Here is a 24,186-nt window from a genome sequence, read left to right on the forward strand (position 1 = left end):
GCGGGCCGCCCCCGGTGACAAGCAGATTGCACCTGCGCGCCCCGCAACCTAGCTTGCAGCCCATGACAGACAGCTCCGCGCCTGCCCCCGCCTCCGCCACCCCTGCCGACCGCGATCTCGCCGCCGAGTTCGCGCATGTCGACGCCTGGGTGTTCGATCTCGACAACACGCTCTACCCGCCAGAGGCGCGGCTCTTCGACCAGATCGAAGTGAAGATGACCGATTTCGTGATGCGCTCGCTCGGCGTCGATCGCGCGCGGGCCGACCATCTGCGCAACCACTACTGGCAGCTTTACGGCACCACGCTGGCGGGTCTGATGCACGAGCACGATGTGGACCCGGCCCCCTATCTGCACGAGGTGCACGAGATTTCGCTCGACCATCTGGTGGTGGATGAGGCGCTGCGCGAGGGCATCGAAGCCCTGCCGGGGCGCAAGATCGTCTACACGAACGGCTCGGCCCCCTATGCGACGCGGGTGATCGCGGCGCGCGGGCTGACGGGGCTGTTCGACGGGATCTATGGCGTCGAGCACGCCGAGTTCCACCCCAAGCCGCGCGCCGAAGCTTTCGACCGAGTTTTCGCGCAGGCCGGGATCGCGCCCGACCGCGGTGCGATGTTCGAGGACGACGCCCGCAACCTGCGCCATCCCCATGCGATCGGGATGAAGACCGTGCATGTCGCCCCTGCCCCCGCGCCGGAGGATCACATCCACTATCACACTGCCGATCTCGCCGGGTTCCTGCGCAAAATCACGCGCGCATGAAGGGAAAGTGACGGCGCTGCGACAATATGGCACGGCTTCGCATCTTTATCGAAACGAGATGCATCTTTAAATCACGGTGGCCTGTCAGGGAGACAGCAAACGGGAGAATCGATTATGACCATGACGACCGCCGATTCCGGCGTTTCGGCCTATGTGGCCGATCATTCCGAAGCCGAGCACAAGCAGATTTCGCCGGCTTTCATGTTCACCCTCGCGCTTGTCGTCGTGGCTCTGGCCGCGGGCATGGTCGCGATCATGGGCCTTGGCGGCCTGATCCTCTGGGCCGTGGGCGCCACCTGGATCATGCTCGCCCTCATCGTGGTGATGACTGCAGGCGGCTGACGTCGCATTAGAAGAATTCTCGCCCTCGGCGAACACGGCCCGGATCCGCGCGATCCGGGCTGTTTCTTTTTGCGCCGCGCGTTGCGGGGACCTCCACGCCCCCGGCTTGCGTTTCGCTGTGTCGCCGCGTCGCATACCGGCGGCGGATCATTGCACCTGCCCGCGCCGGAGGGCAAAGTGGCATGGACATTGACGGAGGCGCCCTATGGCCGAGACCCGCACACCCATCGACACCGATATCCTGATCTCCGGCGGCGGCGTCGCCGGTCTGACGGCAGCCGCAGCCTTCGGGCAGGCGGGCTTCACCACGATCTGCGTCGACCCCACGCCGCCGGTCACGGAAGAGGCGGCAGAGGGCGCGGATATGCGCTCGACCGCGTTCCTGCGCCCGTCGCGCGAGGTGCTGCAGGCTGCTGGGATCTGGGATCGGCTCCTGCCCTATGCCGCGCCGCTGCAGATCATGCGGATTGTGGATGCGGGCGGCGAAAGCCCGACCGCGCGCCTGACGCGCGATTTCGACGCGGCGGACCTGTCCGACGAACCCTTCGGCTGGAACTTCCCGAACTGGCTCCTGCGCCGCGAGCTGGTGGCCGCGCTGGCCGACAACCCGCTCGTCGATTTCCGCCCCGGCGTCGCAACGACCGGCCTCGTGACCCGCGAAAGCGGTGCCGAGGTGACGCTCTCCGACGGCACCCATGTGCGTGCGCGTCTCGTGATCGGGGCCGATGGCCGCAATTCCTTCGTGCGCGAAGCGGCGGGGCTTGGCGTCAAGACGATCCGCTATGGCCAGAAGGCGCTGGCCTTCGCGGTCACCCACCCGATCCCGCATGACAACGTCTCCACCGAGATCCACCGCTCGGGCGGGCCGTTCACGCTGGTCCCGCTGCCCGACCGTGATGGCAAGCCCTCTTCCGCGATCGTCTGGATGGAACGCGCCGCCGAGGCCGAACGCCTCGCAGCACTGCCCACGGAAGAATTCGAAGCGGCGATCATGGAACGCTCGACCGGGCTTCTCGGGCCGCTGAAGCTGGAGACCCGCCGCGCCGTCTGGCCGATGATGACGCAGATCGCGGATCGGTTCTCGGGCCAGCGCGTGGCCCTGATCGCCGAGGCCGCCCATGTCATTCCGCCGATCGGCGCGCAGGGGCTGAATATGAGCCTCGCCGATCTCGCCTGCCTTCTGAAACTGGCCGAGGAAGACCCGGTGCATCTGGGCGAGGCGAAGATGCTCGACGCCTATCACCGCCGCCGCTGGCCGGAGGTGAAGGCGCGCGAAGTGGGGATCGACCTGCTCAACCGCGCCTCGATGGTCGAAGCCCAGCCCCTGCGCGACCTGCGCGCAGGCGTTCTGGGCGCGCTCTATTCGCTCGGGCCGGTGCGCAAGACGCTGATGAAGGCGGGGCTCGGCGTACGTTAAGCGACTGACTGGCGCGGCTGCAACCACGGCCCGCGCCAGAACCGCCGCATCATCATCGCCCCCGCGGAGGCAAGGCCAAGCACGAGGCCGAGCCAAAGCCCGACGCCGCCGAAATCCAGCGTGAAGGCGAGGAAGTAGCTAGCCGGGATACCGATCAGCCAATAGCTCGCCACCGCCATCCACATCGGCACGCGCGTATCCTGCACGCCGCGCAACAGGCCCAGCGCCATTACCTGCATCAGGTCGAACAGCTGGAAAATCGCCGCGACCATCAGGAAGCGCACACCGTAAAGGACGATCTCCGGCGTGGCGGGATTGTCGGCATCGAGAAAGAGCCGCGTGAGCCAAGGACCGGCGAAGACGAAGACCGCCACCGTCAGAAGACCGAAGCCCACGGAAAGCCCTGTCACCACACGCGCCCCGTCACGCAAAAGGCGCGGGTCACGCTTCCCATGCGCCCGGCCCGCCCGCACGGTGGCGGCATTCGACAGGCCGACATGCACCATGAAGGTGATCGAGGAGACCTGCAGCGCGATCCCGTGCGCGGCGAGTTCAATCGTGCCGATCCAGCCCATCATCAGCGCCGAGGCCTGAAACATCGATCCTTCCGCCACCGAGGTCAGCCCCACCGGCAGGCCCATTTTCGCAACGATCCAGAAAGCCTCCCAATCGGGTCGCCAGAAGCGCTGGAACAGCCGGATATGGGTCAGGCCCGGCGCACGCGCGGCATAGATCGCCTGCGCCACGAGGTTCAGCACCATCGCGCTCAGCGAAGCGATGGCCGCGCCGCGCACACCCAGTTCCGGCGCGCCCCAATTGCCGAAGATCAGGATCCAGTTGACGCCCGCATTCAGCAGGACAGCCCCCAGCGTGATCCAGAGCAGCACCGCCGTTCGCTCCTGCGCGGACAGGTACGAGCGGATCACCATCATCGCGAGGCCGGGAGCGAGGGCGAAGCCGAGGATGCGCAGGTAATCCTGTGCGAGCGCCGCGATCTCGGACTTCTGACCCAGCATCTCCAGCACCGCGCCGGAATTCCAGAAGACCGGCAGCATCGCGACCCCGAACAGGATCGACAGCCAGATCCCCATCCGAGTGTCGCGCCGCGCCTGCACCTCGTCATCCGCGCCCAGGCTTGCCGAGACGCGCCCCATCACCGCAAGCGCGATCCCGTTGCCCAGCATGAAGATCGAGAAGAAATAGGAGGTGCCCAGCACCAGCGCCGCCAGCGCCTCGACGCCATACCAGCCCACCATCACCGTATCGGTCACGTTGAGCAGCATCTGCGCGAGGTTGGAGCCGATCAGCGGCAGACCCAAAGTGAAGATCGCCCGCACGTGGCGGGCGAGAGGCATCGCTTGGTTCTGCGACTGAGGCAGTGGCGCGCTCTGGGATGGGTCTTTGCTCGTCATGGGCGAGCGCTAGCCCTGCCCGACGCGGCGGTCAAGAGAGCGGTTACTCGCCCACTTCTTTCTTACCCGTGATCATCGGCTTCACGAGATTCACACCCTTCCACGTCCGGTAATAGACGATGGCCGCGATATGGATGCCGACGACGATCAGCAGCAGGGTCGCCACGAATTCATGGATTTTCGGCGCCCAGCTCGTGCTGATGCTTTCCGGCACGGATCCCGCAAGGGGACCGACGTTGATATAGTCCTGCGGATCGGAGGTCAGCCCGGTCACGACCTGCACGATCAGCAGCGCGAGCATCACGAGAACCGACCAACCGCCCAGCGGATTATGCCCGACATGGCCGGAGCTTTCCTTGGATGGCAGGTGGCGAAGATACTCCGCCACCGCCTTGGGTCCATAGAGGAAATGCGAGAACCGCGCCGTGCGCGACCCCACGAACCCCCAGATCAGACGCACCGCCAGCAGCCCCGCGATCGCGTAGCCGGCATAGAAATGCCATGTCATCTGGTTCGGCCCCCATTCCCCGAGCCCCCAGGCGGCGGCAAAAGCCGCCACCAGAAGCCAGTGGAACAGACGCACGACAGGGTCCCAGACCGTGACGGTTTTCTTCGCGGGGGAGGCGGCGGTGTCTTTCATCAGTCGTTACTTCGAACGGAACTCGTCGTGGCAGCTCTTGCAGGTGCCGCCGAGCTTACCGACCGCCGGCTGCAGCGTCTCGAGGCTACCTGCCGCATCGGGCATTTCCGCCGCGGCCTGATGGAGGGCATCCGCCTTTTCCATGAACAGGTCCATGTTCGACCAGATTTCCGACTTCGCGTGGGTCTCCATCATGTCGTCGACCGAAGTGCCTTCGACGAAGAGCGGCGAGATGTCGACCTTCGCGAGCGCCGCGATGTTGTTGGCGGCGGTCTGTGCCTTGGCTGCGTCGAAGTCCATCTTGCCCTGCGCCATCGGCGCGAGCACGGCCATCTGGGCGCCGAGCAAATCGAAGAAACCTTGGCGCGCTTCGACAGCGTCTTTGGGCGACTGCGCGAAGGCGGCGCTGGCGGCGAGGGTGAAGGTCAGGGCGAGGAGAGGCTTACGCATGTGGAACTCCAATCTGCGATGGCAAGAAACGTACAGGCTTGAGGTTACACGCATTCGTGTCAATCCGAAGACACTCCTATGTGCGCAGGCACACATTTCCCCTACCGGGACGATAGGGAGGCACCGGGTCTTAGGCAGGTTCCGGCCTATTGCCGATCGAACGCGCAAATCGCCTAGAAATCGCACTTAAGTTGCGACGGAAAGTCAGGCACCCCGCGTATAAGCCGCGCCAAACCCTGACTTTATGCCGAAATCTGCGGAATCACCGCTCGGGTTTGCGGGCGACGAAATCGATCAGGGCGGCGCGTCCGGAATGGCCCGCGCCCTCGTCGAGATCGGCATCGTAATCGGCCTGATGCAGCACCTCCCAGCGCGGGAAGGCGTCGCGCAGGAGATCGAGATCGTAGAGCTGCTCCACGACCCCCGGCCCGCCGGTCCCGTAGCGCGGCTGGCGGCGCGCGAAGCCGTGGATCAATGCGAGCCCGCCCGGTTTTAGCGCGGTCGCGATCCCATCGAAAATCTCTGCGCGAAAGGCGGTATCGGCGAATTGGATGAAACAGGCGAGAACGGCGTCATATTCCCCGCGCGGCCAATCGTAGCCACGCAGGTCGGCGTCGATCGTCTGCATCGACACGCCCCGCTCCTGCGCCAGTTCAGCGGCCTTGCGGCGCGCGTTTTCCGACGGCTCGAGGGCTGTGACCTGCACTCCGAGGCTGGCGAGATAGGTGCCGTTGCGACCTTCGCCGTCAGCGATGCTCAGAAGCCGCGCCCCCGGAGCGAGACGCCATGCCTGACGCGCCACGAAATCCGCCGGGGTCGTGCCATAGAGATACTCTTCTCCGGCGAATCTTTCGTTCCAGCCCATGCTCTCCTCCGGTTGTTACCTTTCACATGGAATGCAACCGGCGGAGGGACAAGCCCCACCGGTCACCGAAATCGCCATCGGCAATCACATGCTCAGGATTTGGTCACGCGGCGCTGATCGGGATGAAGAGATGCGCCAAGAATATGCTCGGACGAATGCACGACATGGCTCGCATGGCCCACGATCAGCGGATCGGGCGGCGTTGCGATCGTGGGATCCTTGTCGGGATAGTCCAGCGTCGACAGGAAATGCTTCATGCAGTTCAGCCGCGCGCGCTTCTTGTCGTTCGACTTCACGATGGTCCATGGCGCATCGGCGGTGTCGGTGTAGAAGAACATCGCCTCTTTCGCCTCGGTGTAATCGTCCCAGCGATCGAGGCTCGCCAGATCGATCGGCGACAGCTTCCAGCGCTTGAGCGGATCGGTTTCGCGCGATTGGAAGCGGCGGCGCTGCTCCTCGCGGGTGACCGAGAACCAGTACTTGTAAAGCCGAACCCCCGAGCGCACGAACATCCGCTCCAACTCCGGGGTCTGGCGCATGAATTCGAGGTAATCGTTGGGTTTGCAGAAGCCCATCACGCGCTCCACACCCGCGCGGTTATACCAGCTGCGATCATAGAAGGTCATCTCGCCCGCGGTCGGCAGATGCTCGACATAGCGTTGGAAATACCACTGACCGAGTTCCTCTTCCGAGGGCTTGTTGAGTGCGACGACCCGGGCAAAGCGCGGGTTGAGATGTTCGGTGAAGCGCTTGATCGTACCGCCCTTGCCCGCCGCATCGCGGCCCTCGAAAAGGATCACGAATTTCTCGCCGCTCTCCTGCGCCCATTTCTGGACCTTCAGCAGCTCCGCCTGAAGCTCCGCCTTTTCTTTCTCATAGGCGGCGCGCGCCATCTTGCGCTTGTAGGGGTATTTCCCGGTCTCGAAAGCCAGCCGCACCGCACTGGGATCGACGCGCGGGAAGCTCTTCGGGCCGGTCGCCTTCGGCTCTGGCGGGGTGATCGCGGGATGCGCCTCGGCGGGATCGATCGGCTTGACGACAGCCTCTGCCTTCCCGGCTGCGGCCTTGGCCGGTTTCGTCGCGTCGCTCATGAGCTGATCTTTCATGCGTATCCCTCCGTTGGCTGAACCTTGCGGAGCATCGCGCAATCCCGCGTGATGTGCCTTGATACGCATCAAAAACCCGTGTCTGCTGGGCCTCCGGCGGCAAAAACGCCACAAAAATCGAGCGAAACGAAGGAACGGACATGATCACGATCTACGGCAACTATCATTCGCGGGCGAGCCGGGCGCTGTGGTTGCTCGAGGAGTTGGGCCTGCCGTTCCGTCTGCGCCGAGTCGTGCAGGCGAACCGCTTCTCCGATCCGCTCGCGCCGGAGGTGCCGCTCAACACCCGCTCGCCCGAATTTCGCAAGCTCTCGCCGATGGGCGCGATCCCGGTGCTGGAGGAAGACGGGCTGATCTTGACGGAGTCGCTCGCGATCAACCTGCATCTCGCACGCAAGGCGGGAGGGCCGCTCGCCCCTGCGCACGAGCGCGAGCTCTCGCAAATGGAGCAATGGGCGCTCTTCGCCGCGACCTGGATCGAGACCGACGCGCTCGCTCTCAGCTTCGTCTATCGCCGCAAGGAGCAGGACACGCCCGAGGGCAAGGCCGAGATTGCTTCTCTCTGCTCGAAGCTCGCCCGGCCGCTGACCACGCTCGAGACCCATCTGGAGACGCATAGCCATATCGTGGGCGGCCGGTTCACCGTGACCGATCTCAATCTGGCCGAGGTTCTGCGCTACGGACAGGACCACCCGGATTTCCTCGTCCCCTACCCGCGCCTGCAAAGCTGGATCAAGCTGTGCCAGAGCCGGAAAGCCTTCCGCGCGATGTGGGAGAAGCGCGAAGCCGAGGCGGTTTGATTCGGCGAACCTCGCGTCGCGCCTAATTCGAAAGGTGTATGTGACGATGGCGCGGATACGCACTCTGCTCAAGCGATGGGCAGGCGCTCAACCCAACTTCGCCTTTCAGTCAGGTCTCCCTGACCAAGTGGTCGGGTTTTCCGCAGCGGGGTGAATTCCTCTTAGCAATACAGCTTCCCTTACGTCATTTTGTCGGGGTGAAGAGGGTTCGAGGTAACCATGTCTGCTTTGCTTGGATACAGCCTGTGTTTGGGTGCGACGCTGATCGTGATCGCGGGAGATTTCGTTCTGAAATCCGCCGTTGATAAAGGTCACGCGCTGCATTCGCCGTCTGTCTTCCTAGGTTGCGTGCTTTACGCCGCTTCGGCAGCAGGTTGGTTTCTGGCTATGCGGCATGTGTCGCTGGCACAAACGGGCGTGGCCTCGGCGCTTTTCACATTGATGGCTCTGGTGACGATGGGAGTCGTCCTGTTCGGTGAAAAACTCGCCTTGCGGGAAGTCTTCGGTATCGCGATGGCGGTGGGGTCGATGCTGCTCATGGCGCGCGTCGCGTAAGGGCCGGACGTTTTCGGGGGTGTGGGGCTTTCGAAGCGGATCGGGGCGGTGGGGTCTTCTTGCTCCTCCGCCCCAACCTGCGGTATCTCTTGTTTAGAAAACTACAAGAGAAAGCGAGCAGCATGGCCGACGATCTTCTGACGCCCCAGACCGATTCCTATGACGCCTCCTCGATCGAGGTGCTCGAAGGTCTCGAACCCGTGCGAAAACGCCCCGGCATGTATATCGGCGGCACGGACGAGCGCGCGCTTCATCACATGGTGGCCGAGGTGCTCGACAACTCGATGGACGAAGCGGTGGCCGGTCACGCCAACCGCATCGAGGTCGAGCTGCTCGCCGATCATTCCGTCGTCATCCGCGACAACGGGCGCGGCATCCCGATCGACCCGCACCCGAAATTCCCCGGCAAATCCGCGCTGGAAGTCATCCTCTGCACGCTGCACGCGGGCGGCAAGTTCTCGGGCGACGCCTACGAGACCTCGGGCGGTCTGCACGGGGTGGGCGCCTCGGTGGTCAACGCGCTGTCGGATTCGATGGTCGTTCAGGTCGCCAAGAACAAGGAGCTGTATGAACAGCGTTTCTCGCGCGGCATCCCCGAAGGTCCGGTGGAGAAAATCGGCGCGGCCCCGAACCGTCGCGGCACCACCGTCACCTTCCATGCCGACGAGCAGATCTTCGGCCATCACCGGTTCAAGCCCGCACGTCTGCTGAAGATGGTGCGCTCGAAAGCGTATCTCTTTTCGGGCGTGGAGATTCGCTGGAAATCCGAGGTCGATGACGGCGAAACGCCGACCGAGGCCACGTTCCATTTCCCCGGCGGCCTCGCCGATTACCTGACCGAGACGCTGAGCGGTGCCAGCACCTATGCCGACCGCCCCTTCTCGGGCAAGGTCGAGTTCCGCGAGAAGTTCAACGTGCCGGGCTCGGTCGAATGGGCGATCAACTGGACGCCGTCGCGCGACGGCTTCATCCAGTCCTACTGTAACACCGTGCCGACGCCCGAGGGCGGCACCCATGAGGCGGGCTTCTGGTCGGCGATCCTCAAGGGCATCCGCGCCTATGGCGAGCTGGTGAACAACAAGAAGGCCGCGCAGATCACCCGCGACGACCTGATCACCGGCGGCTGTGCGCTGGTCTCGTGCTTCATCCGCGAGCCGGAATTCGTAGGCCAGACCAAGGACCGTCTGGCCACCGTCGAGGCGCAGCGTCTGGTCGAAGGCGCGGTGCGCGACCACTTCGACAACTGGCTGGCCTCGGACACGAAATCCGCAGGCGCGATCCTCGATTTCCTCGTGCTGCGCGCCGAAGAACGCCTCAAGCGCCGGCAAGAGAAAGAGACCCAGCGCAAATCGGCCACCAAGCGGCTGCGTCTGCCCGGCAAGTTGGTCGATTGCTCGGCCACGAACCGTTCGGGCACGGAGCTGTTCATCGTCGAGGGCGACTCGGCAGGCGGCTCGGCCAAGATGGCGCGCGACCGCAAGAACCAGGCGCTGCTGCCGCTCCGCGGCAAGATCCTCAACGTGCTCGGCGCGGCAAGCTCCAAGCTCGGCTCGAACCAGGAGATCAACGATCTGACGCAGGCGCTCGGCGTGGGGCTCGGCACCAAGTTCAACGTCGACGATCTGCGCTACGACAAGATCATCATCATGACCGATGCGGATGTCGACGGCGCGCACATCGCCTCGCTGCTGATGACCTTCTTCTTCACCCAGATGCGCCCGATGATCGATCAGGGGCACCTCTATCTGGCCTGCCCGCCGCTCTATCGCCTGACCCAGGGCGCCAAGCGCGTCTATGTGGCCGACGACGCCGAGAAGGACGCGATGCTGGAGAAAGGTCTGGGCGGCAAAGGCAAGATCGACGTGCAGCGCTTCAAGGGTCTGGGCGAGATGGACGCGAAGGACCTGAAAGAGACCACGATGCACCCCGACACGCGCAAGCTGATCCGGGTGACGATCCACGACGACGAGCCGAACGAGACCGGCGATCTGGTGGAGCGTCTGATGGGCAAGAAGCCCGAACTGCGGTTCCAGTATATTCAGGAAAACGCGCAGTTCGTGGAGGAGCTGGATGTTTGAGCTTCGATTTAGATACGATACTTGGAAGCAAAGTTAACACGGCGATCGACGTCAATCGGCTACTTGTCCCAGCGAACTCACTCGGCGAGTATCTGCGCCGTTTCGCCGAACCAGCACTATTTCACTCAGATGGTTTTGAACCCTATGATCTCAGCAAATCCGGTTCTCTAACAAGAATATGCATTGAGGGTCGCCACTTCGCCCTGACAACCGATCACCAGCTTCGAATACAAAAATACGACCTCGAACAACTCTGCATCCACAATAGTGAGGCGAGGAAAATCGTCACGTCGCATGCAGCGGTATTTCAGAATTATAGAGATCAGGGCCCAAATCTTGATGCAGTACTTTTCGAATTCACTGAAGCTGTGATGGCCAATAGCCTTTCAACTCACTCATGGTACCGACTGAGTAGGAGGGCATTTTTGGAAGAGTTGCCTGAACCTGAGATTCTCTTCGCAATTGGCTTCCCAAAGGACACTAATCGAATCGACTTTGAGGTTATGGGCTATGAAGCCGCTCCCTTCGGCGTTGCTGGGAAGCCAACTCAACCATTCCTACCCAATAGGCTTGCTTTCCGCCCAGCGCCAACTCTGACAATTGATCCAGCAGGGATGAGCGGGGGGCCGGTCTTCGGCGTCTATTTGAACGGGCTGAGACCGACAGTTTTTCTCGCAGGCATCGTTACCAACGCATCTAGCTGTGTTTTCCACTTCTTGAGCCGGGGTGACATTCATAGATTGATTGTGAAAGCATTAGGTTGACCGAAACGCCCGGGCGACCAGCCCGGGCAGCGCCCGACCCTCCCCCCGGGAGGGCGCATTGGCGATGCAGCTCACAGCCTCCCCGTCCTTCGGGCTTGCGAGATAAACCGCCCATACCAAACGACAGCGAAGCGCCCCCTGCGCCGCGACGCGCGGCGCGTTCGCCACTGAAGGCTTCCACTGGAAGCCTTCCGAGACGCGGCTCACCCCAAGGGTCGGGCGCTGCCCTCATCCCTCGCCACACGCGCCCGTCCGGCCCTTCGCTCGCACTCCGGGCGTTCGCCGGGGCGTCCTTCCACTGGAAGGCCGCTAGTCCCGGCTCACCCCTCCTCGCTCGGCATGGAACGGACACGGGCTTGGAACATCTCCGGCTGCGCGATACCAAGGCGCGACACGTCACAACCTCCGGATCCCGACACATGCCCCAGATTTCTTCCCAAAGCCTCAGCGTCACCATCGCCGATTTGGGCGCCGAGATGCAGGGGCTGAGCTATCAGGGGCAGGAGCTGCTCTGGGAGGGCGACCCGGCCTGGTGGAGCGGGCAAGCTCCGATCCTGTTTCCCATCGTCGGCCTTCCCGCCCCCGACGGGGTGACGATCGACGGCACGCCCCACGCGATCTCCAAGCACGGCTTTGCCCGCCGCCTGCCCTTCCGCGTGACCGAGCTGACGCAAAGCCGCTGCTGCCACCTGCTCGAACCCTCGCAGGAGACCGCGGCCTATCCGTTCGAATTCCGTCTCGAGATCATCCACGAGGTCGTGGGGTCGGAGCTGAGCGTCACCGCCACGGTCAGCAATGCGGGCGATCGGGAGATGCCGTTTTCCTTCGGCTTTCACCCGGCCTTCCGCTGGCCGCTGCCCGGCGCGACCGGTCCGCACCGGATCGAGCTGAGCAACGGGGCGGAGCCGGCCTTGGCGCGGCTCGCGGATGGGATGCTGGGGCGCGCGCGGATGCCGTCGCCCTTCACGACGGGCGCGCTGACCCTCGATCCAGCGCAGTATGAGGACGATGCGATGATCTTCCCCGAAGGCGCGGGCGACGGGCTGCGCTACCTCGCCGACGGGGCGCCGGTGCTCGATTTCCGCTTTTCCAACCTGCCCAATCTCGCCCTGTGGCAGAAACCCGGTGCGCCGTACATTTGCATCGAACCGTGGCACGGGTTGCCTGCCGCAGAGGGGGCCGGGCCGGAATTGGCCGCGTGGCCCGACAGCATGATCTTGGCCCCCGGCGGGCAGGAGACATTCACGATGACCTTGGCGGTGAGCGGATGATCCCTTACCTCGCCTATGGCTCCAACCTGCTGACCTCGCGGCTTGCCGCGCGCTGCCCCTCGGCGCGCGTGCTCGGGTTGGCGGAGATCCCCGGACATTCGCTCGATTTCTCGAAGCGCGGGCGCGACGGGAGCGCGAAGGCCACGATCACCGAAAGCGCGGCGACCACGCAAGGTGTGCTGTTCGAGATCACGGAGGCCGACATCCCCGCGCTCGATGCCGCCGAAGGCGCAGGGCTGCACTACGAGAAGATCGCGCTCACGCTCGAGGATGGCCAGCGCGCCTTCACCTATCGCGCGCTACAGCGCCGGGACGGGATCGCTCCCTTCGAATGGTATCTGGCGCTGATCCGGGCGGGGCGGCGCGAGCATGAACTGGGCCTGGACGATCTGGCGGGCGTCACGCCGATCCCCGACCCCGCGCCCGAGCGCCCCGGTTTCATCGCCGCCCGCGAAGCGTTGGTCCGCGCGGGCTATCGCGACTGGCGCAGCGCGCTCTGACCGATCGGGCGCACCGGCATGCCCGGCCCGGTCAGCACAGCGATGCCTGCCTCGACCAGCGACGACAGCTCCGGCCCGTCGCAATCCAAGCCGCCGGTATAGGTGCCGAAAGCGGGCAGGATCAGGTGATCGCGTCCGATCAGAAACGCCCGATGCGACCGCCGCGCGATCTGAGCTTTGGGGTGGTAATGGCCAGAGAGGTCCGGCCCGGTGCCTGCGATATGGCGCAGGGTGAGCGGGCCGATTTGCGTCTCTTCCACGGTCTGCCCAAGGCCGATCGGGTCATGGTTTCCCGCGATCCAGAGCAGCTTCGTCTGCGCCGCGATGCGGGTCAGTCGCCCGGCGATCTCGGGCGCGATCTCTCCCGCCGCCGCATCGTCGTCGAAGGCGTCACCAAGGCTGATCAGCCGCGCAGGGCGCAGTCGCAGCACCTCGGCCTCCAGCCGGATCACCGTGTCGAGGCTCTCGAAAGGCGGCAGCAGTGCGCCGCCGCGCCGCGCCATCCGCTCGGACTTGCCCAGGTGAAGATCGGCCACGATCAGCGCGTCTTCCCCGGGCCAATAGAGCGCGCCCGACGGTTGCGCGATGAGCCGCTGCCCCGCGAAGGTGATCTCTCTCATTCCAGCCCCGCCTCGCGCATCATTGCCTGCGCCTCTTCTTCCATAAGCCGCGCTTCGCCCGTGCCGCCGCGAATGCCGACCTGCCCATGCTCCAACAGCAAGGGCGCGGCCAGCGGCGTCACGTGCGGGGCGCGGATATGCACGATTCTCTTGCCCTGGGCCAGCATCTCCTCGATCCGTTCGAAATCGACGAGGCCGCGGCTCGCCTCCTCGCGGGTAATGCGCAGCAGAAGGTGATCGGGGTCGTAGCGGCGCAAGGTATCGTAAAGGATGTCGGACGAAAACGTCGCCTGTTTGCCCGATTTGCGCTGCCCCGGCAGGTTGCGCTGGATGAGGCCCGCAATCGTCGCGATTGAACGGAAGGCGCGCTTCATCACCGCGTTGCTCTCAAGCCAGTCGCGAAGCCCTTCGCGTAGCCCTTCGGCCGATAGCAGCGGGGCGGGGTCTTCGACCAGATCGATCGACCAGATCAGCAGCGCGTAGTCGGTGGCAACAAACCCCAGCGGCCCGAGCCCCGCCTGCTCCATCCGGTGGGTCAGCAGCAGCGCGAGCGTCTGATGCGCGTTGCGCCCCGCAAATCCGTAGAGACAGAAGAAAGCTCGCCCGCCGCGCAGGAAGGTCTCGCAGGTCAGCGTGCCGGGGGCGGGCAGCGTGGAAATCTCACGCTGCAGCGCCAGCCAGTCGCGGGTGTCAGGCGGCAGCTGATCCCAGTCCTCGGGCGTGGCGATCAGGCGCTGCACCCTTTGCGACAGCTCCAGCGAGGTCGCCATTTTCAGCCCCGAGAAGACGGCGATCTTCGGCTCGCGCGTGGCGGCATTCGTCACCTCGACGACCATCTCGCGCAGGCCCTCGTAGCGGACGACCTGCCCGCCGATCAAGAAAGTGTCTCCGGGGGTGAGAGACGAGGCGAACCCTTCCTCCACCTCGCCCAAGGGCGTGCCGCCGCGCCGGGATTTGCGGCGGACTTTCAGCTTCTCGGTCTCGGTGATCGTGCCGATATTCATCCGCAGATCGCGGGTCGCGCGCGGGTCGCGGAGTTGCCATTTGCCGTCGCGCTGCAGCAGGCGCTGCCAGCGGTCATAGGCCCGCAGCGCGTAGCCACCCGTCGCGCAGAATTCCAGACAGGCGTCGAAATCCGCGCGTGGCAAATTCGCGTAAGGCCCCGCCCGCAGCGCTTCCGCATAGAGCGCATCCGCCTCAAACGGCCCGGCGCAGGCGGTCAGCAGGATATGCTGGCACAGCACGTCGAGCGGACCGCGCCAGCGCCGCCCGCCCCCGTCCAGATCGTTTTCGCGCACGGCCTCCAATGCGGCGGCGCACTCGACGATCTCGAAACGGTTCGCGGGCACGATCCGGGCGCGCGAAGGCTCGTCAAAGCGGTGATTGGCGCGCCCGATCCGCTGCACGAGGCGTTTGACGTTCTTCGGCGCGCCGACCTGCAGGACCAGATCGACATCGCCCCAGTCGAGCCCCAGATCGAGCGAGCCGGTGCAGACCACCGCGCGCAACTCGCCGCTCGCCATCGCCTCCTCGACCTTGTGGCGGGCCTCGCGCGAGAGCGAGCCGTGATGCAGCCCGATCGGCAGGGCGGTGTCGTTCACCTCCCAGAGCGCCTGAAAGAACAGTTCCGCCTGCGCGCGGGTATTCAGGAAAACGAGACTGAGCCGCGCGTCCTCGATCGCTGCCATCACGTCGCGCGCGGCGTGCCGCCCACCGCCGCCTGCCCAAGGCGCGGGACGCGCGGTCGGCAGCATCTCGATATCGGGGGGCGGGCCGGGATCGGCCATGATCACCCGCGCGCCGCCCATGAAATCGGCCAGCGCCTGCGGGGCTTCAACCGTGGCCGACAGCCCCGTGACGGTCAGGTCGGACGACAGGCTGCGCAGCCGCGCGACGCCCAGCATCAATTGATCGCCGCGCTTGCTTTCGGCCAGCGCGTGGATCTCGTCGAGCACCACCCGCTTCACGCCTGCGAAGATCTTCGGCGCTTCCGGGTAGGACAGCATCAGCGCGAGGCTCTCCGGCGTCGTCAGCAAAATCTGTGGTGGATCGACCCGCTGACGGCGACGCTGCGTGGCGGACGTGTCGCCGGTGCGATCCTCGATCCGCAGCTCCAGCCCGATCTCGTCCACCGGCGCGCGCAGGTTGCGGGCGATGTCCTTGGACAGCGCCTTGAGCGGCGAGACATAGAGCGTGTGCAGCCCCTCGTATCCCTCGGCCAGATCGACGAGCGACGGCAGAAAACCCGCCAGCGTCTTGCCGCCCCCGGTCGGCGCGATCAGCAGCGTATCTTCGCGCGCCGACAGCACGTCGAGCTGATGCCTGTGCGGTTGCCAGCCGCGGCTGGCGAACCAGTCGGCGAAGCGTTGCGGCAGGAGGGGCGTGGCGGCGGTGTCAGGCATCGCGTGAAAGGTAGGCGTGAGGAGCGGATGCGCAAGCTTTGCGGCAGCTCTTGGCGCGGGCGGCTAGCCCGGGCCGCGCCCGCCCCTTCTTTAAAGCAATCAGCCTTTGCGCCGCGACGCGCGGCGCGCTCGCCGCTGAAGGCTTTCCTTGGAAGCCTTCCGAGACGCGGCTCACCCCAACATCTCGCACCATCGCACACCCCACCCGCGCCATCTCGCCACTGTTCATTGGGCGATCCATGTTATATTCAGGCCCGCGACAGGAAATTGCCCGAGTCCCCTCGGGCGCGACAGAAACGGAAATCTTATGGCCTTTTATCGTTCCCGTAGATCCACCCATGGCCGCAACATGGCGGGTGCGCGCGGTCTGTGGCGCGCCACCGGCATGACCGATGACGACTTCGGCAAGCCGATCATCGCGGTCGTGAACTCCTTCACTCAGTTCGTGCCCGGCCACGTCCACCTCAAGGATCTCGGCCAGATGGTCGCGCGCGAGATCGAGAGCGCGGGCGGCGTCGCGAAGGAATTCAACACCATCGCGGTCGATGACGGGATCGCGATGGGCCATGACGGGATGCTCTATTCGCTGCCTTCGCGCGAAGTGATCGCGGACTCCGTGGAATACATGGTCAACGCGCATTGCGCCGATGCGATGGTCTGCATCTCGAACTGCGACAAGATCACCCCCGGCATGATGATGGCCGCGATGCGCCTGAACATCCCGGTGATCTTCGTTTCCGGCGGCCCGATGGAGGCCGGCAAGGAAGGCGCGGAGATCATCGGTCACGACCTCGATCTGGTCGATGCGATGGTGGCGGCTGCCGACGACAAATATTCCGACGAGGATGTGCTCGCGATCGAGAAGGCCGCCTGCCCGACCTGCGGGTCGTGCTCGGGCATGTTCACCGCGAACTCGATGAACTGTCTGGCCGAGGCGCTGGGTCTGGCACTGCCGGGCAACGGCTCGATGCTGGCGACCCATGCCGACCGCAAGGAGCTGTTCCTCGAGGCAGGCCGAAAGATCGTCGAGATCACGCGTCGCCATTACGAGCTGGAAGACAAAGGTCTGCTGCCGCGCGAGATCGCGACCTTCGAGGCCTTCGAGAACGCGATGAGCCTCGATATCGCGATGGGCGGGTCCACCAACACGGTGCTGCACCTGCTGGCGATCGCGCATGAGGGCAAGGTCGACTTCACGATGGAAGACATCGACCGCCTCTCGCGCAAGGTTCCGGTGTTCTGCAAGGTGGCGCCTGCCAAGCAAGACGTCCACATGGAAGACGTCCATCGCGCCGGCGGCATCATGGGCATCCTTGGCGAGATGAACCGCGCCGGTCTGATCCATCAGGACGTGCGCACCGTGCATTCGGAAACGATGGCCGAGGCGCTCTCGAAATGGGACGTGATGGTCGCCAATGACGACGCCACCGATCAGTTCTACCGGGCGGCCCCGGGTGGCGTACGCACGACGCAGGCCTTCTCGACCGAGAACCGCTACAAAGAGCTCGACCGCGACCGCGAGGGCGGCGTGATCCGCACCGCGGAACATGCGTTCTCGCAGGATGGCGGTCTGGCGGTGCTCTACGGCAATATCGCCGAGCAGGGTTGCATCGTGAAAACCGCAGGCGTCGACGACTCGATCCTGAAATTCTCGGGCCCCGCAAAAGTCTACGAGAGTCAGGACGACGCGGTGTCGGGCATCCTGACCGGCAAGGTCGTCGAGGGCGAAGTGGTCATCATCCGCTATGAAGGCCCGCGCGGCGGTCCGGGGATGCAGGAAATGCTCTACCCGACCTCCTACCTCAAATCGAAGGGCCTCGGCGCGAAATGCGCGCTGCTGACCGACGGACGCTTCTCGGGCGGCACTTCGGGGCTCTCGATCGGCCATGTCAGCCCGGAAGCGGAAGAAGGCGGCACGATCGGCCTCGTCGAGACCGGTGACATCATCGAGATCGACATCCCGAACCGCACGATCAACCTCGCCGTGGCCGACAACGTTCTGGCCGCGCGCCGCGAGGCGATGGGGCCGCTGCCGTGGAAACCGGCAGAGCCGCGCAAGCGCGCTGTCTCGACCGCGCTCAAGGCCTATGCGCTGCTGGCCAGCTCGGCGGCGAAGGGTGGCGTGCGCATCCTGCCCGAGTGATCGCACCCGAACGCGAATTGGAACGGCCGCCTCTCGGGGCGGCCGTTTTCATTCAGGCGGCATCGCTTTCGGGCAGGCTTTCTTCCCAACCGAGCCGCTTGCGGATCGCATGGGCGAGGTAGCTCATCGCCAAGGCCGAGACCCCGCCCAGCACCGTCCCCGCGACCCGGCCCCAAGCGTTCGACAAAGGCGCATCATTGCCCATCGAGACCATCACCACGATCAGCGCGGTCAGGAAGGCCACAAAGGTCGGGTAATGCGCGGGCGGCGCGAACAGGATCGCAGTCACGCCGAAGATCACATAGAGCCCCGGCATCACGAAACTGTCTGGCCCCAGCCACAGCACAAGCAGGCTCGCCCCCAGCCCGCCTGCGAGGGTCGCGAGGCTGCGCACCAGCACCCGGTCCCATGTCATGCCGGGACGCGGGCGCAGCATCAACAGCGCCGAGAGCGGCGCCCAGTAGGGGTGATTGATCGAGAAAGCCACTGCGATCCCGTAGGACAAGCCCACCGCGCCCATCGCCTGCAGCCCCTGACCGATCAGCGAGTTGAGCGGCGCAACGCCATCGGGCGGCACCTGCCCATCGAGCTTCGGCCCCGTCTTCGGCGCGAAGTGTTTCCAGATCACCCGCACCGCCTCTTCCACCGCCAAGACCCAGACCATCGCGCCGCCGACGGCGAGCAGTACCGGCCCGGGCGACGGGATGAACTGCACGAGGAAGGTCGAGAGCGAGAAGAACAGCCAGCTTTGCAGAAACAGCCACCACAGGCTCATATCGCGGCGCGAGAGAAGGCCAACGGCGAACGCGCCGAGCAGCATTCCCGGCACGCTCAGCGCGACGCCGCCTATCATGACCTTCGCGGCGATCATCCCGGCGAAGATCCCAACCAGTTTGCCCGCAATGTCGAGGAATGTGACCGGCCAGCGCCGATTGCGGATCGACTTGCCCTGCCCTGTCGAGGTGGCGAAGCCCGCGCCAAGCGCCGCGAGTTCCTGCCCCCGCGGCAGATCGAGCGACAGAACGATCGTGACGAGCCCGCTCAGTGCAAGCGCTGCGGGCAAGCCGCGCGACCAGTTCAGCTTCTGAAGTTGCGTAGGGGAGATAGTCACCAATTGCACCGTGTAACACCTTTCGATGCAGGCAAAGCGCCTTACCGACGCGCTGGTTCCCCGCTAGACGCCGATCCGGTCCAGAAGCCCCGCCACCATTCCGTGATAGCCCGAACCGAACAGGCGCAGATGCACCAGCGCGGGCCAGAGCTGATAGATCGCCCGCCGCGCCTGCCAGCCGGGCTCAAGCGCGCCGTAACCCACGGCGAATTCCTGCCCGGGCGCGCCGAAGAGATGCAGCATCGCGAGATCGACCTCGCCGTCACCGTAATAGCAGGCCGGGTCGATCAGCCCGCTCAGATGCCCCTGGTCGGCCAGCACGTTGCCCGCCCAGAGATCGCCGTGCAGCAAGGACGGGAACGGGCGTGGCGGCAGATGCTCGTCAATCTGCGCGGCGAGCGTCTCGACCCGGCGGGCGAGTGGCACGGGCAAGGCGGGCAGCGACGGGCGCAGCCGCGCCTCGGCCCAGAATTCGGGCCATGTCGGGCGCGCTGCGTTCGGGATCGGCACCGGGCCGAAGGCATACTCGTCGGGCCAGCCGTAGGGCGCCTCATCCGGTGCCCCCGGCGCGCGGTGCTGGCGCCGAAGTATCTCGCCCAGTTCCAGCCACCCCGCACCCCTTAGGCCTCCGTGCTGCGGCAAGGCCTCCATCACGAGGCAGACCCGAGAGGCCGAGATCACCTTCGGCACCCGCGCGCCCGCCTCAGCGAGCGCACGCAGCATCTCCGCCTCGATCTCGGGGTGAGGCCCGCCCTTGGCGATCACCCGCTCTCCGGTCGGCAGGTCTAGCGCCAGCACCGGGCTCAGATCGCCGCCCGCCAGCGGCTCGGCCCGTCGCGGGGTGATTTCCAGCAGGCGCGCGGCCTCTGCCAATATCCGCGCCGTTTCGTCCATGTCGCCCTCTTGTTTTCGGTCGTTTGCCTTTTCTTGCGGCACCACAGGCGAATATCCGCTCTGTGCGACAGGATTACGGTTGCGTGACGGGTTCCATCCGGTGCAAATGCCCAATGTTGCCGTCGATCAGCCTCCCCATGGCGGGTCAGTCCTTCGTGCAGCATAGACATTTTGGACGCCTTCGTGCCGAGACAATGCGTGCAGCGCGCTCGGGCCGGAGGATTTGTCCGTTTCTGTCCCTCGGGGGGCAACACGAGACCCTGACGGAGATATCCCCACACTCGTCTCCGTCGGGTAGCAGCCGCCGCGAACCCCTTGCGGCGGCTGCGTCTAGCCCCGGCCCCGGTCAGCGCAGGAAGTTGTCGCGCATCAGCGAAACCACCTCATCGGCGCGCCCGTTGAGCACCGCCTTCACGCCAAAGAGCGCGGTCGAGCCCACTTGTGCCGGTTCGATCTTCGGCGGCATCACCAGCTCCATCCGGTTCACCTTCACGTCGAGCAGCGCAGGCCCCGGTGCGGCGAGCCAGTCGCGCACAGCGCCGTCGAGCTCGGTCGCGCTCTCGACCCGCATCCCCTCCATCCCGATCGCCCGTGCCATCGCGCCGAAGTCGGGATTGTGTAGCTCGGTGAAGGCGTCGAGCATCCCCTCCACCCGCTGCTCCATCTCCACGAAGCCGAGCGAGGCGTTGTTATAGACCAAGAGCTTCACCGGCAGCTTCTCCTGCACCAGCGTAAGCAGATCGCCCATCAGCATGCTCATTCCGCCATCGCCGCACATCGCGATCACCTGACGCTCGGGGTAGGCCTCCTGAATGCCCAGCGCCTGTGGATAGGCATTGGCCATCGTCCCGTGCAACAGCGAGGTCAGGAAGCGCCGCTCGCCATTGGCCGAGAGGTGGCGCAGCAACCAGACCATGGGCGAGCCGCCATCTGCGGTGAAGATCGCATCCTTCGCCGCGAACCGGTCGAGCAGCTCGGTCAGGTGCTGCGGGTGGATCAGGCTCGGGTCGGGTTCTTCCGCGCTATCGAGGTAGCCCTTGAGGTCCTCGGCATAGGCTTTCAGCGCCCGATCCAGATGCTTGCCGGGCTCGCGCGGGACAAGGCGCGGCAGCAGCGCGTCGATCGTGTCGCCGACATCGCCCGCTAGTCCCAGATCGATCGGCGCGCGCCGTCCCAGCCGGGTGGGATCGATGTCGAGCTGCACGATCTTGGCCTTGCCCGGATAGAACTGCGTATAGGCGAAATCGCTGCCCAGACAGAGCAGCAGGTCGCAATCGCCCATTGCCTCCATACCCGCGCGATTGCCCAGGATCCCGGTCATGCCGACATTGTTGGGCATGTCCGGCTCGATGAATTCCTTCGCCCGCGTCGTATGCGCGACCGGTGCGGCGAGCCGCTCCGACAGTGCCCGGATCTGGGCGGCGGCTCCGCGCGCGCCGATACCCGCGTAGATCGTGATCCGCTCGGCTTCGGCGATCATGCCCGCCAGCGCGTCCAGTTCCGCCTCCGACGGGCGCATCACCGGCTGCGGGCGATGCACGGCCCATTGCAGATCGTCCTTCGTAGTCTCGCGGAACATGTCGCCATTGACGATGACCACCGCGACGCCGCCCTTGGTCAGCGCGGCCTGCGCCGCCTGCACGGTGATCCGGCGCGCTTGGTCAGGATGGCTGATCCGCTCGCAGAACACCGAAGCCTGCTCGTAGACCTTCTTCTGATCGACCTCCTGCGGGAAGCCCAAGCCCTCCTCCGCGCGCTCGATATTCGAGGCGATCAGCACCACGGGCGCGCCGTTGCGGTGGCTCTCGAAGATACCGTTCACGAAATGCAGGCTGCCCGGCCCGGTGGTCCCCGCGCAGACCGACAGCTCCCCGGTCATGTAGCTCTCGCCACCTGCCGCGAGCGCGCCGACCTCTTCGTGGCGCACATGCACCCAGTTAAGGTCCGACCGGCGCACCGCATCGGTGAAATGGTTGATCGTGTCGCCCACGATCCCGTAGACGCGCTGCGCCCCCGCCGAAACGAGGGTTTCGGCGATGATGTCGGATACGCTCTTGCTCATGTCAGGCCTCTTTCAATTCGGCTTTGTGATGCAGGCTGGTGCGCTTGGCATCGAGGTCGATGCGCGGCTTGAAGCTGTCGGCATCGGCCGCTTCCCACCAGTCCGCGTACTCGGTGCTGCCCGGATCGTCGTTGAGGATGTTCGCGGGCAAAAAGGGATAAATCTTGTCGATGGTGCGAGCCTCGCGCACGGCAGTGCGATGCACGATGTGATGGGGCTGCAGCTCGCTCGGATGCTCCAGCCCGGCGGCTGCGACGATGTCGGCAAGCGCCTCCAGCGTCTTGGCGTGAAAGCGCGCGGCACGGGGGCCCTGCACCTCGGGTACGAGGCCGCGTTGGCGGCTCTTGTCCTGCGTGGTCATCCCGGTCGGGCAGGTGCCCAAGTGGCATCGCTGCGCCTGAATGCAGCCGATCGAGAACATGAAGGCCCGCGCGGCATTGCACCAATCCGCCCCGATCGCGAGGTTCTGCGCCAGCCCATAGCCGGAATAGACCTTGCCGGACGCCGCCAGCCGCACCTTGTCCTTCACGCCCGCGCCGACCAAAGCGTTGCGCATCAACACCAGCCCGTCGATCAGCGGCATCCCCACATGATCCGACAGCTCCAGCGGCGCGGCCCCGGTGCCGCCCTCGGCCCCGTCGACGACGACGAAATCGGGATAGATGCCGGTCTTCTGCATCGCCTTCACGATCGCGAAGGCCTCATGCGGCTGGCCGATGCACAGCTTGATACCCACGGGCTTGCCGCCCGAGAGATCGCGCATCTTCGCCGCGAATTCCATCATCTGCGCGGGCGTCGAAAACGCCTTGTGGCCGCGCGGCGAGAGGCAGTCCTGATGCGCGGGCACCTTGCGGGTCTTCGCGATCTCCTCGGTGACCTTGGCCGCCGGAAGCATCCCGCCGTGACCGGGCTTCGCGCCCTGGCTCAGCTTGATCTCGGTCATCTTGACCTGATCGTGGCTCGCCTGCTCGGCGAACAGCTCCGGGTCGAAATTCCCCTCATCGTCGCGCGCCCCGAAATAGCCCGAGCCCAGCTCCCAGACGATGTCGCCGCCATGGCTCTGGTGATAGGGCGAGAAGCCTCCCTCGCCCGTGTCGTGGTAGAACCCGCCCTGCTTGGCCCCGAGGTTCAGCGCCTCGACCGCATTGGCCGACAGCGCCCCGAAGGACATGGCCGAGATGTTGAGCACCGACGCCGAATAGGGCTTGGCGCATTGATCGTTGCCGACCGTGATGCGTGGGCTTTTGTCGGGATGCTCGGCGGGCGCGATGGAATGGTTCACCCATTGATATTCGGCGCCTTCCACGTCGCGCTCCGTGCCGAAAGGATGGGTATCGGTCTGGCCCCGCGCGCGGGCATGCACGAGGTTGCGCGCCTCATAGGGGTAGGGTTTGCCCTCCAGATCGCCCTCGACGATATAGGCGCGCAGGAAAGGCCGCAGATCGTAGGCGAGCCAGCGGATGCGCGCCGCGCCCGGATAGTTGCGCGTGATCGTCCAGTCCTTCTGGAAATAGTCATAAAGGCTGAGCGCCAGAAGCGGCACCGTCAAAAGCAAAAGGATCAGCCACCAAGGGCTGATCCAGACGGCCAGCGCGAGCGCCAGCACAGACATCAAGAGCGAGCCGAGAGGGACGATGTTGCGGATGATGCTGCTCATATCGTCCCTCCCGGCTCTGCGTGGCTCAGATTGTCGCCTTGGCGCCTTTCGGCCCAACCAGCAGCCAGATGATGAAGCCGATAATCGGCAGGATGACGATCAACAGGATCCACAGCACTTTCTTGCCGGTGGATTCGCCCGAGCCAAGGATCGACACGATGGCCCAGATATCGAGGATGAGGACGACGAGGCCCCCGATCATGCTCAGCATAACTTCACTCCTTTATCGGTTTTTTCCGGCACTTACCGGCGTTCCTTGGCAGGGAAACTTGCGCCTTCAACGCTTTGTTCCCCGCTTTCCCCGATTCAAGCGGAAGTGATTGATCGCCAAGG

Annotated in this window: 22 protein-coding genes; 10 read left to right on the forward strand and 12 right to left on the reverse strand. The window is 65.0% G+C overall.

Features of this window, described 5'->3' with window-relative positions; genetic code table 11:
* Positions 1–62 precede the first annotated feature (62 nt).
* The 3 genes from BMI85_RS03745 to BMI85_RS03755 all read left to right on the forward strand — a co-directional run bounded on the left by BMI85_RS03745 (position 63) and on the right by BMI85_RS03755 (position 2,523).
* Positions 63–764 carry a pyrimidine 5'-nucleotidase gene (locus BMI85_RS03745; RefSeq protein ID WP_078599540.1) on the forward strand — a complete coding sequence of 234 codons (702 nt, stop codon included), beginning with the start codon at positions 63–65 and terminating at the stop codon, positions 762–764.
* A gap of 114 nt (positions 765–878) precedes the next feature.
* Positions 879–1,106: a hypothetical protein gene (locus BMI85_RS03750; protein WP_078599541.1), complete on the forward strand. Its 228-nt coding sequence runs from the start codon at positions 879–881 to the stop codon at positions 1,104–1,106.
* 205 nt (positions 1,107–1,311) lie between these two features.
* Complete coding sequence (locus BMI85_RS03755) at positions 1,312–2,523, forward strand: UbiH/UbiF family hydroxylase (protein WP_078599542.1); 1,212 nt, start codon at positions 1,312–1,314, stop codon at positions 2,521–2,523.
* On the opposite strand, the gene BMI85_RS03760 is transcribed toward BMI85_RS03755, so the two are convergent.
* The 5 genes from BMI85_RS03760 to ppk2 all read right to left on the reverse strand — a co-directional run bounded on the left by BMI85_RS03760 (position 2,520) and on the right by ppk2 (position 6,996).
* Positions 2,520–3,878 (reverse strand): MATE family efflux transporter, encoded by a 1,359-nt coding sequence (locus tag BMI85_RS03760; protein ID WP_143594971.1) that lies wholly within the window; start codon positions 3,876–3,878, stop codon positions 2,520–2,522. The two genes, BMI85_RS03755 and BMI85_RS03760, sit on opposite strands and share 4 nt — an antisense overlap.
* Before the next feature lie 100 nt (positions 3,879–3,978).
* The gene (locus tag BMI85_RS03765; RefSeq protein ID WP_078599544.1) at positions 3,979–4,575 is read right to left on the reverse strand and encodes a cytochrome b/b6 domain-containing protein; all 597 of its coding nucleotides are present in this window, start codon (positions 4,573–4,575) and stop codon (positions 3,979–3,981) included.
* A 6-nt stretch (positions 4,576–4,581) separates the two neighbouring features.
* Entirely contained in the window at positions 4,582–5,025 is a 444-nt protein-coding gene (locus tag BMI85_RS03770) for a cytochrome c (protein WP_078519779.1), read from the reverse strand.
* A 262-nt stretch (positions 5,026–5,287) separates the two neighbouring features.
* The gene (locus BMI85_RS03775) at positions 5,288–5,890 is read right to left on the reverse strand and encodes a class I SAM-dependent methyltransferase (RefSeq protein WP_078569549.1); all 603 of its coding nucleotides are present in this window, start codon (positions 5,888–5,890) and stop codon (positions 5,288–5,290) included.
* Between the two features lie 92 nt (positions 5,891–5,982).
* A complete protein-coding gene (ppk2, locus tag BMI85_RS03780) occupies positions 5,983–6,996 on the reverse strand; it encodes a polyphosphate kinase 2 (RefSeq protein WP_078599545.1) in 1,014 nt (337 codons plus the stop codon).
* A 140-nt stretch (positions 6,997–7,136) separates the two neighbouring features.
* Here ppk2 and BMI85_RS03785 point away from each other — a divergent pair, with 140 nt between their 5' ends.
* The 6 genes from BMI85_RS03785 (at position 7,137) to BMI85_RS03805 (ending at position 12,964) form a co-directional block, all read left to right on the forward strand.
* On the forward strand, positions 7,137–7,796 hold the full coding sequence (locus BMI85_RS03785) for a glutathione S-transferase family protein (protein WP_078599546.1): 660 nt from the start codon (positions 7,137–7,139) through the stop codon (positions 7,794–7,796).
* Between the two features lie 219 nt (positions 7,797–8,015).
* Positions 8,016–8,351 (forward strand): hypothetical protein, encoded by a 336-nt coding sequence (locus BMI85_RS03790; protein ID WP_133051995.1) that lies wholly within the window; start codon positions 8,016–8,018, stop codon positions 8,349–8,351.
* Positions 8,352–8,473: 122 nt separating this feature from the next.
* Positions 8,474–10,429 carry a DNA topoisomerase IV subunit B gene (parE, locus tag BMI85_RS03795; protein WP_078569553.1) on the forward strand — a complete coding sequence of 652 codons (1,956 nt, stop codon included), beginning with the start codon at positions 8,474–8,476 and terminating at the stop codon, positions 10,427–10,429.
* On the forward strand, positions 10,426–11,193 hold the full coding sequence (locus BMI85_RS21025) for a hypothetical protein (RefSeq protein ID WP_143594972.1): 768 nt from the start codon (positions 10,426–10,428) through the stop codon (positions 11,191–11,193). Before parE ends, BMI85_RS21025 begins: the two co-directional genes overlap by 4 nt.
* A gap of 419 nt (positions 11,194–11,612) precedes the next feature.
* Positions 11,613–12,464 carry an aldose 1-epimerase family protein gene (locus tag BMI85_RS03800; RefSeq protein WP_078599548.1) on the forward strand — a complete coding sequence of 284 codons (852 nt, stop codon included), beginning with the start codon at positions 11,613–11,615 and terminating at the stop codon, positions 12,462–12,464.
* Positions 12,461–12,964, forward strand: a complete 504-nt coding sequence (locus BMI85_RS03805; RefSeq protein WP_078599549.1) for a gamma-glutamylcyclotransferase family protein — start codon at positions 12,461–12,463, stop codon at positions 12,962–12,964. Before BMI85_RS03800 ends, BMI85_RS03805 begins: the two co-directional genes overlap by 4 nt.
* Here the strand turns inward: BMI85_RS03805 and pdeM are convergent.
* Together pdeM and BMI85_RS03815 are read right to left on the reverse strand one after the other, a co-directional pair.
* The gene (gene pdeM / locus BMI85_RS03810; protein ID WP_078599550.1) at positions 12,937–13,584 is read right to left on the reverse strand and encodes a ligase-associated DNA damage response endonuclease PdeM; all 648 of its coding nucleotides are present in this window, start codon (positions 13,582–13,584) and stop codon (positions 12,937–12,939) included. The two genes, BMI85_RS03805 and pdeM, sit on opposite strands and share 28 nt — an antisense overlap.
* Positions 13,581–15,986 (reverse strand): ligase-associated DNA damage response DEXH box helicase, encoded by a 2,406-nt coding sequence (locus tag BMI85_RS03815; protein WP_078599551.1) that lies wholly within the window; start codon positions 15,984–15,986, stop codon positions 13,581–13,583. Before BMI85_RS03815 ends, pdeM begins: the two co-directional genes overlap by 4 nt.
* 307 nt (positions 15,987–16,293) lie before the next feature.
* Between BMI85_RS03815 and ilvD the strand changes: the two genes are divergently transcribed.
* Positions 16,294–18,129: a dihydroxy-acid dehydratase gene (ilvD, locus tag BMI85_RS03820; RefSeq protein WP_078546018.1), complete on the forward strand. Its 1,836-nt coding sequence runs from the start codon at positions 16,294–16,296 to the stop codon at positions 18,127–18,129.
* A gap of 52 nt (positions 18,130–18,181) precedes the next feature.
* Here ilvD and BMI85_RS03825 read toward each other — a convergent pair whose 3' ends face one another.
* The 5 genes from BMI85_RS03825 to BMI85_RS03845 form a co-directional block, all read right to left on the reverse strand.
* On the reverse strand, positions 18,182–19,240 hold the full coding sequence (locus BMI85_RS03825; RefSeq protein WP_143594973.1) for an FUSC family protein: 1,059 nt from the start codon (positions 19,238–19,240) through the stop codon (positions 18,182–18,184).
* A gap of 63 nt (positions 19,241–19,303) precedes the next feature.
* Positions 19,304–20,134 carry a fructosamine kinase family protein gene (locus tag BMI85_RS03830; protein ID WP_078599553.1) on the reverse strand — a complete coding sequence of 277 codons (831 nt, stop codon included), beginning with the start codon at positions 20,132–20,134 and terminating at the stop codon, positions 19,304–19,306.
* Between the two features lie 346 nt (positions 20,135–20,480).
* The gene (locus tag BMI85_RS03835) at positions 20,481–22,196 is read right to left on the reverse strand and encodes a thiamine pyrophosphate-dependent enzyme (RefSeq protein ID WP_078599554.1); all 1,716 of its coding nucleotides are present in this window, start codon (positions 22,194–22,196) and stop codon (positions 20,481–20,483) included.
* 1 nt (position 22,197) lies between these two features.
* Positions 22,198–23,853, reverse strand: a complete 1,656-nt coding sequence (locus BMI85_RS03840) for an FMN-binding glutamate synthase family protein (RefSeq protein WP_078599555.1) — start codon at positions 23,851–23,853, stop codon at positions 22,198–22,200.
* Positions 23,854–23,878: 25 nt separating this feature from the next.
* On the reverse strand, positions 23,879–24,064 hold the full coding sequence (locus BMI85_RS03845) for a PLDc N-terminal domain-containing protein (protein ID WP_078569563.1): 186 nt from the start codon (positions 24,062–24,064) through the stop codon (positions 23,879–23,881).
* Positions 24,065–24,186: the final 122 nt, after the last annotated feature.

The organism is Thioclava sp. DLFJ4-1, assembly GCF_002020145.1.
GTDB lineage: Bacteria > Pseudomonadota > Alphaproteobacteria > Rhodobacterales > Rhodobacteraceae > Thioclava > Thioclava sediminum.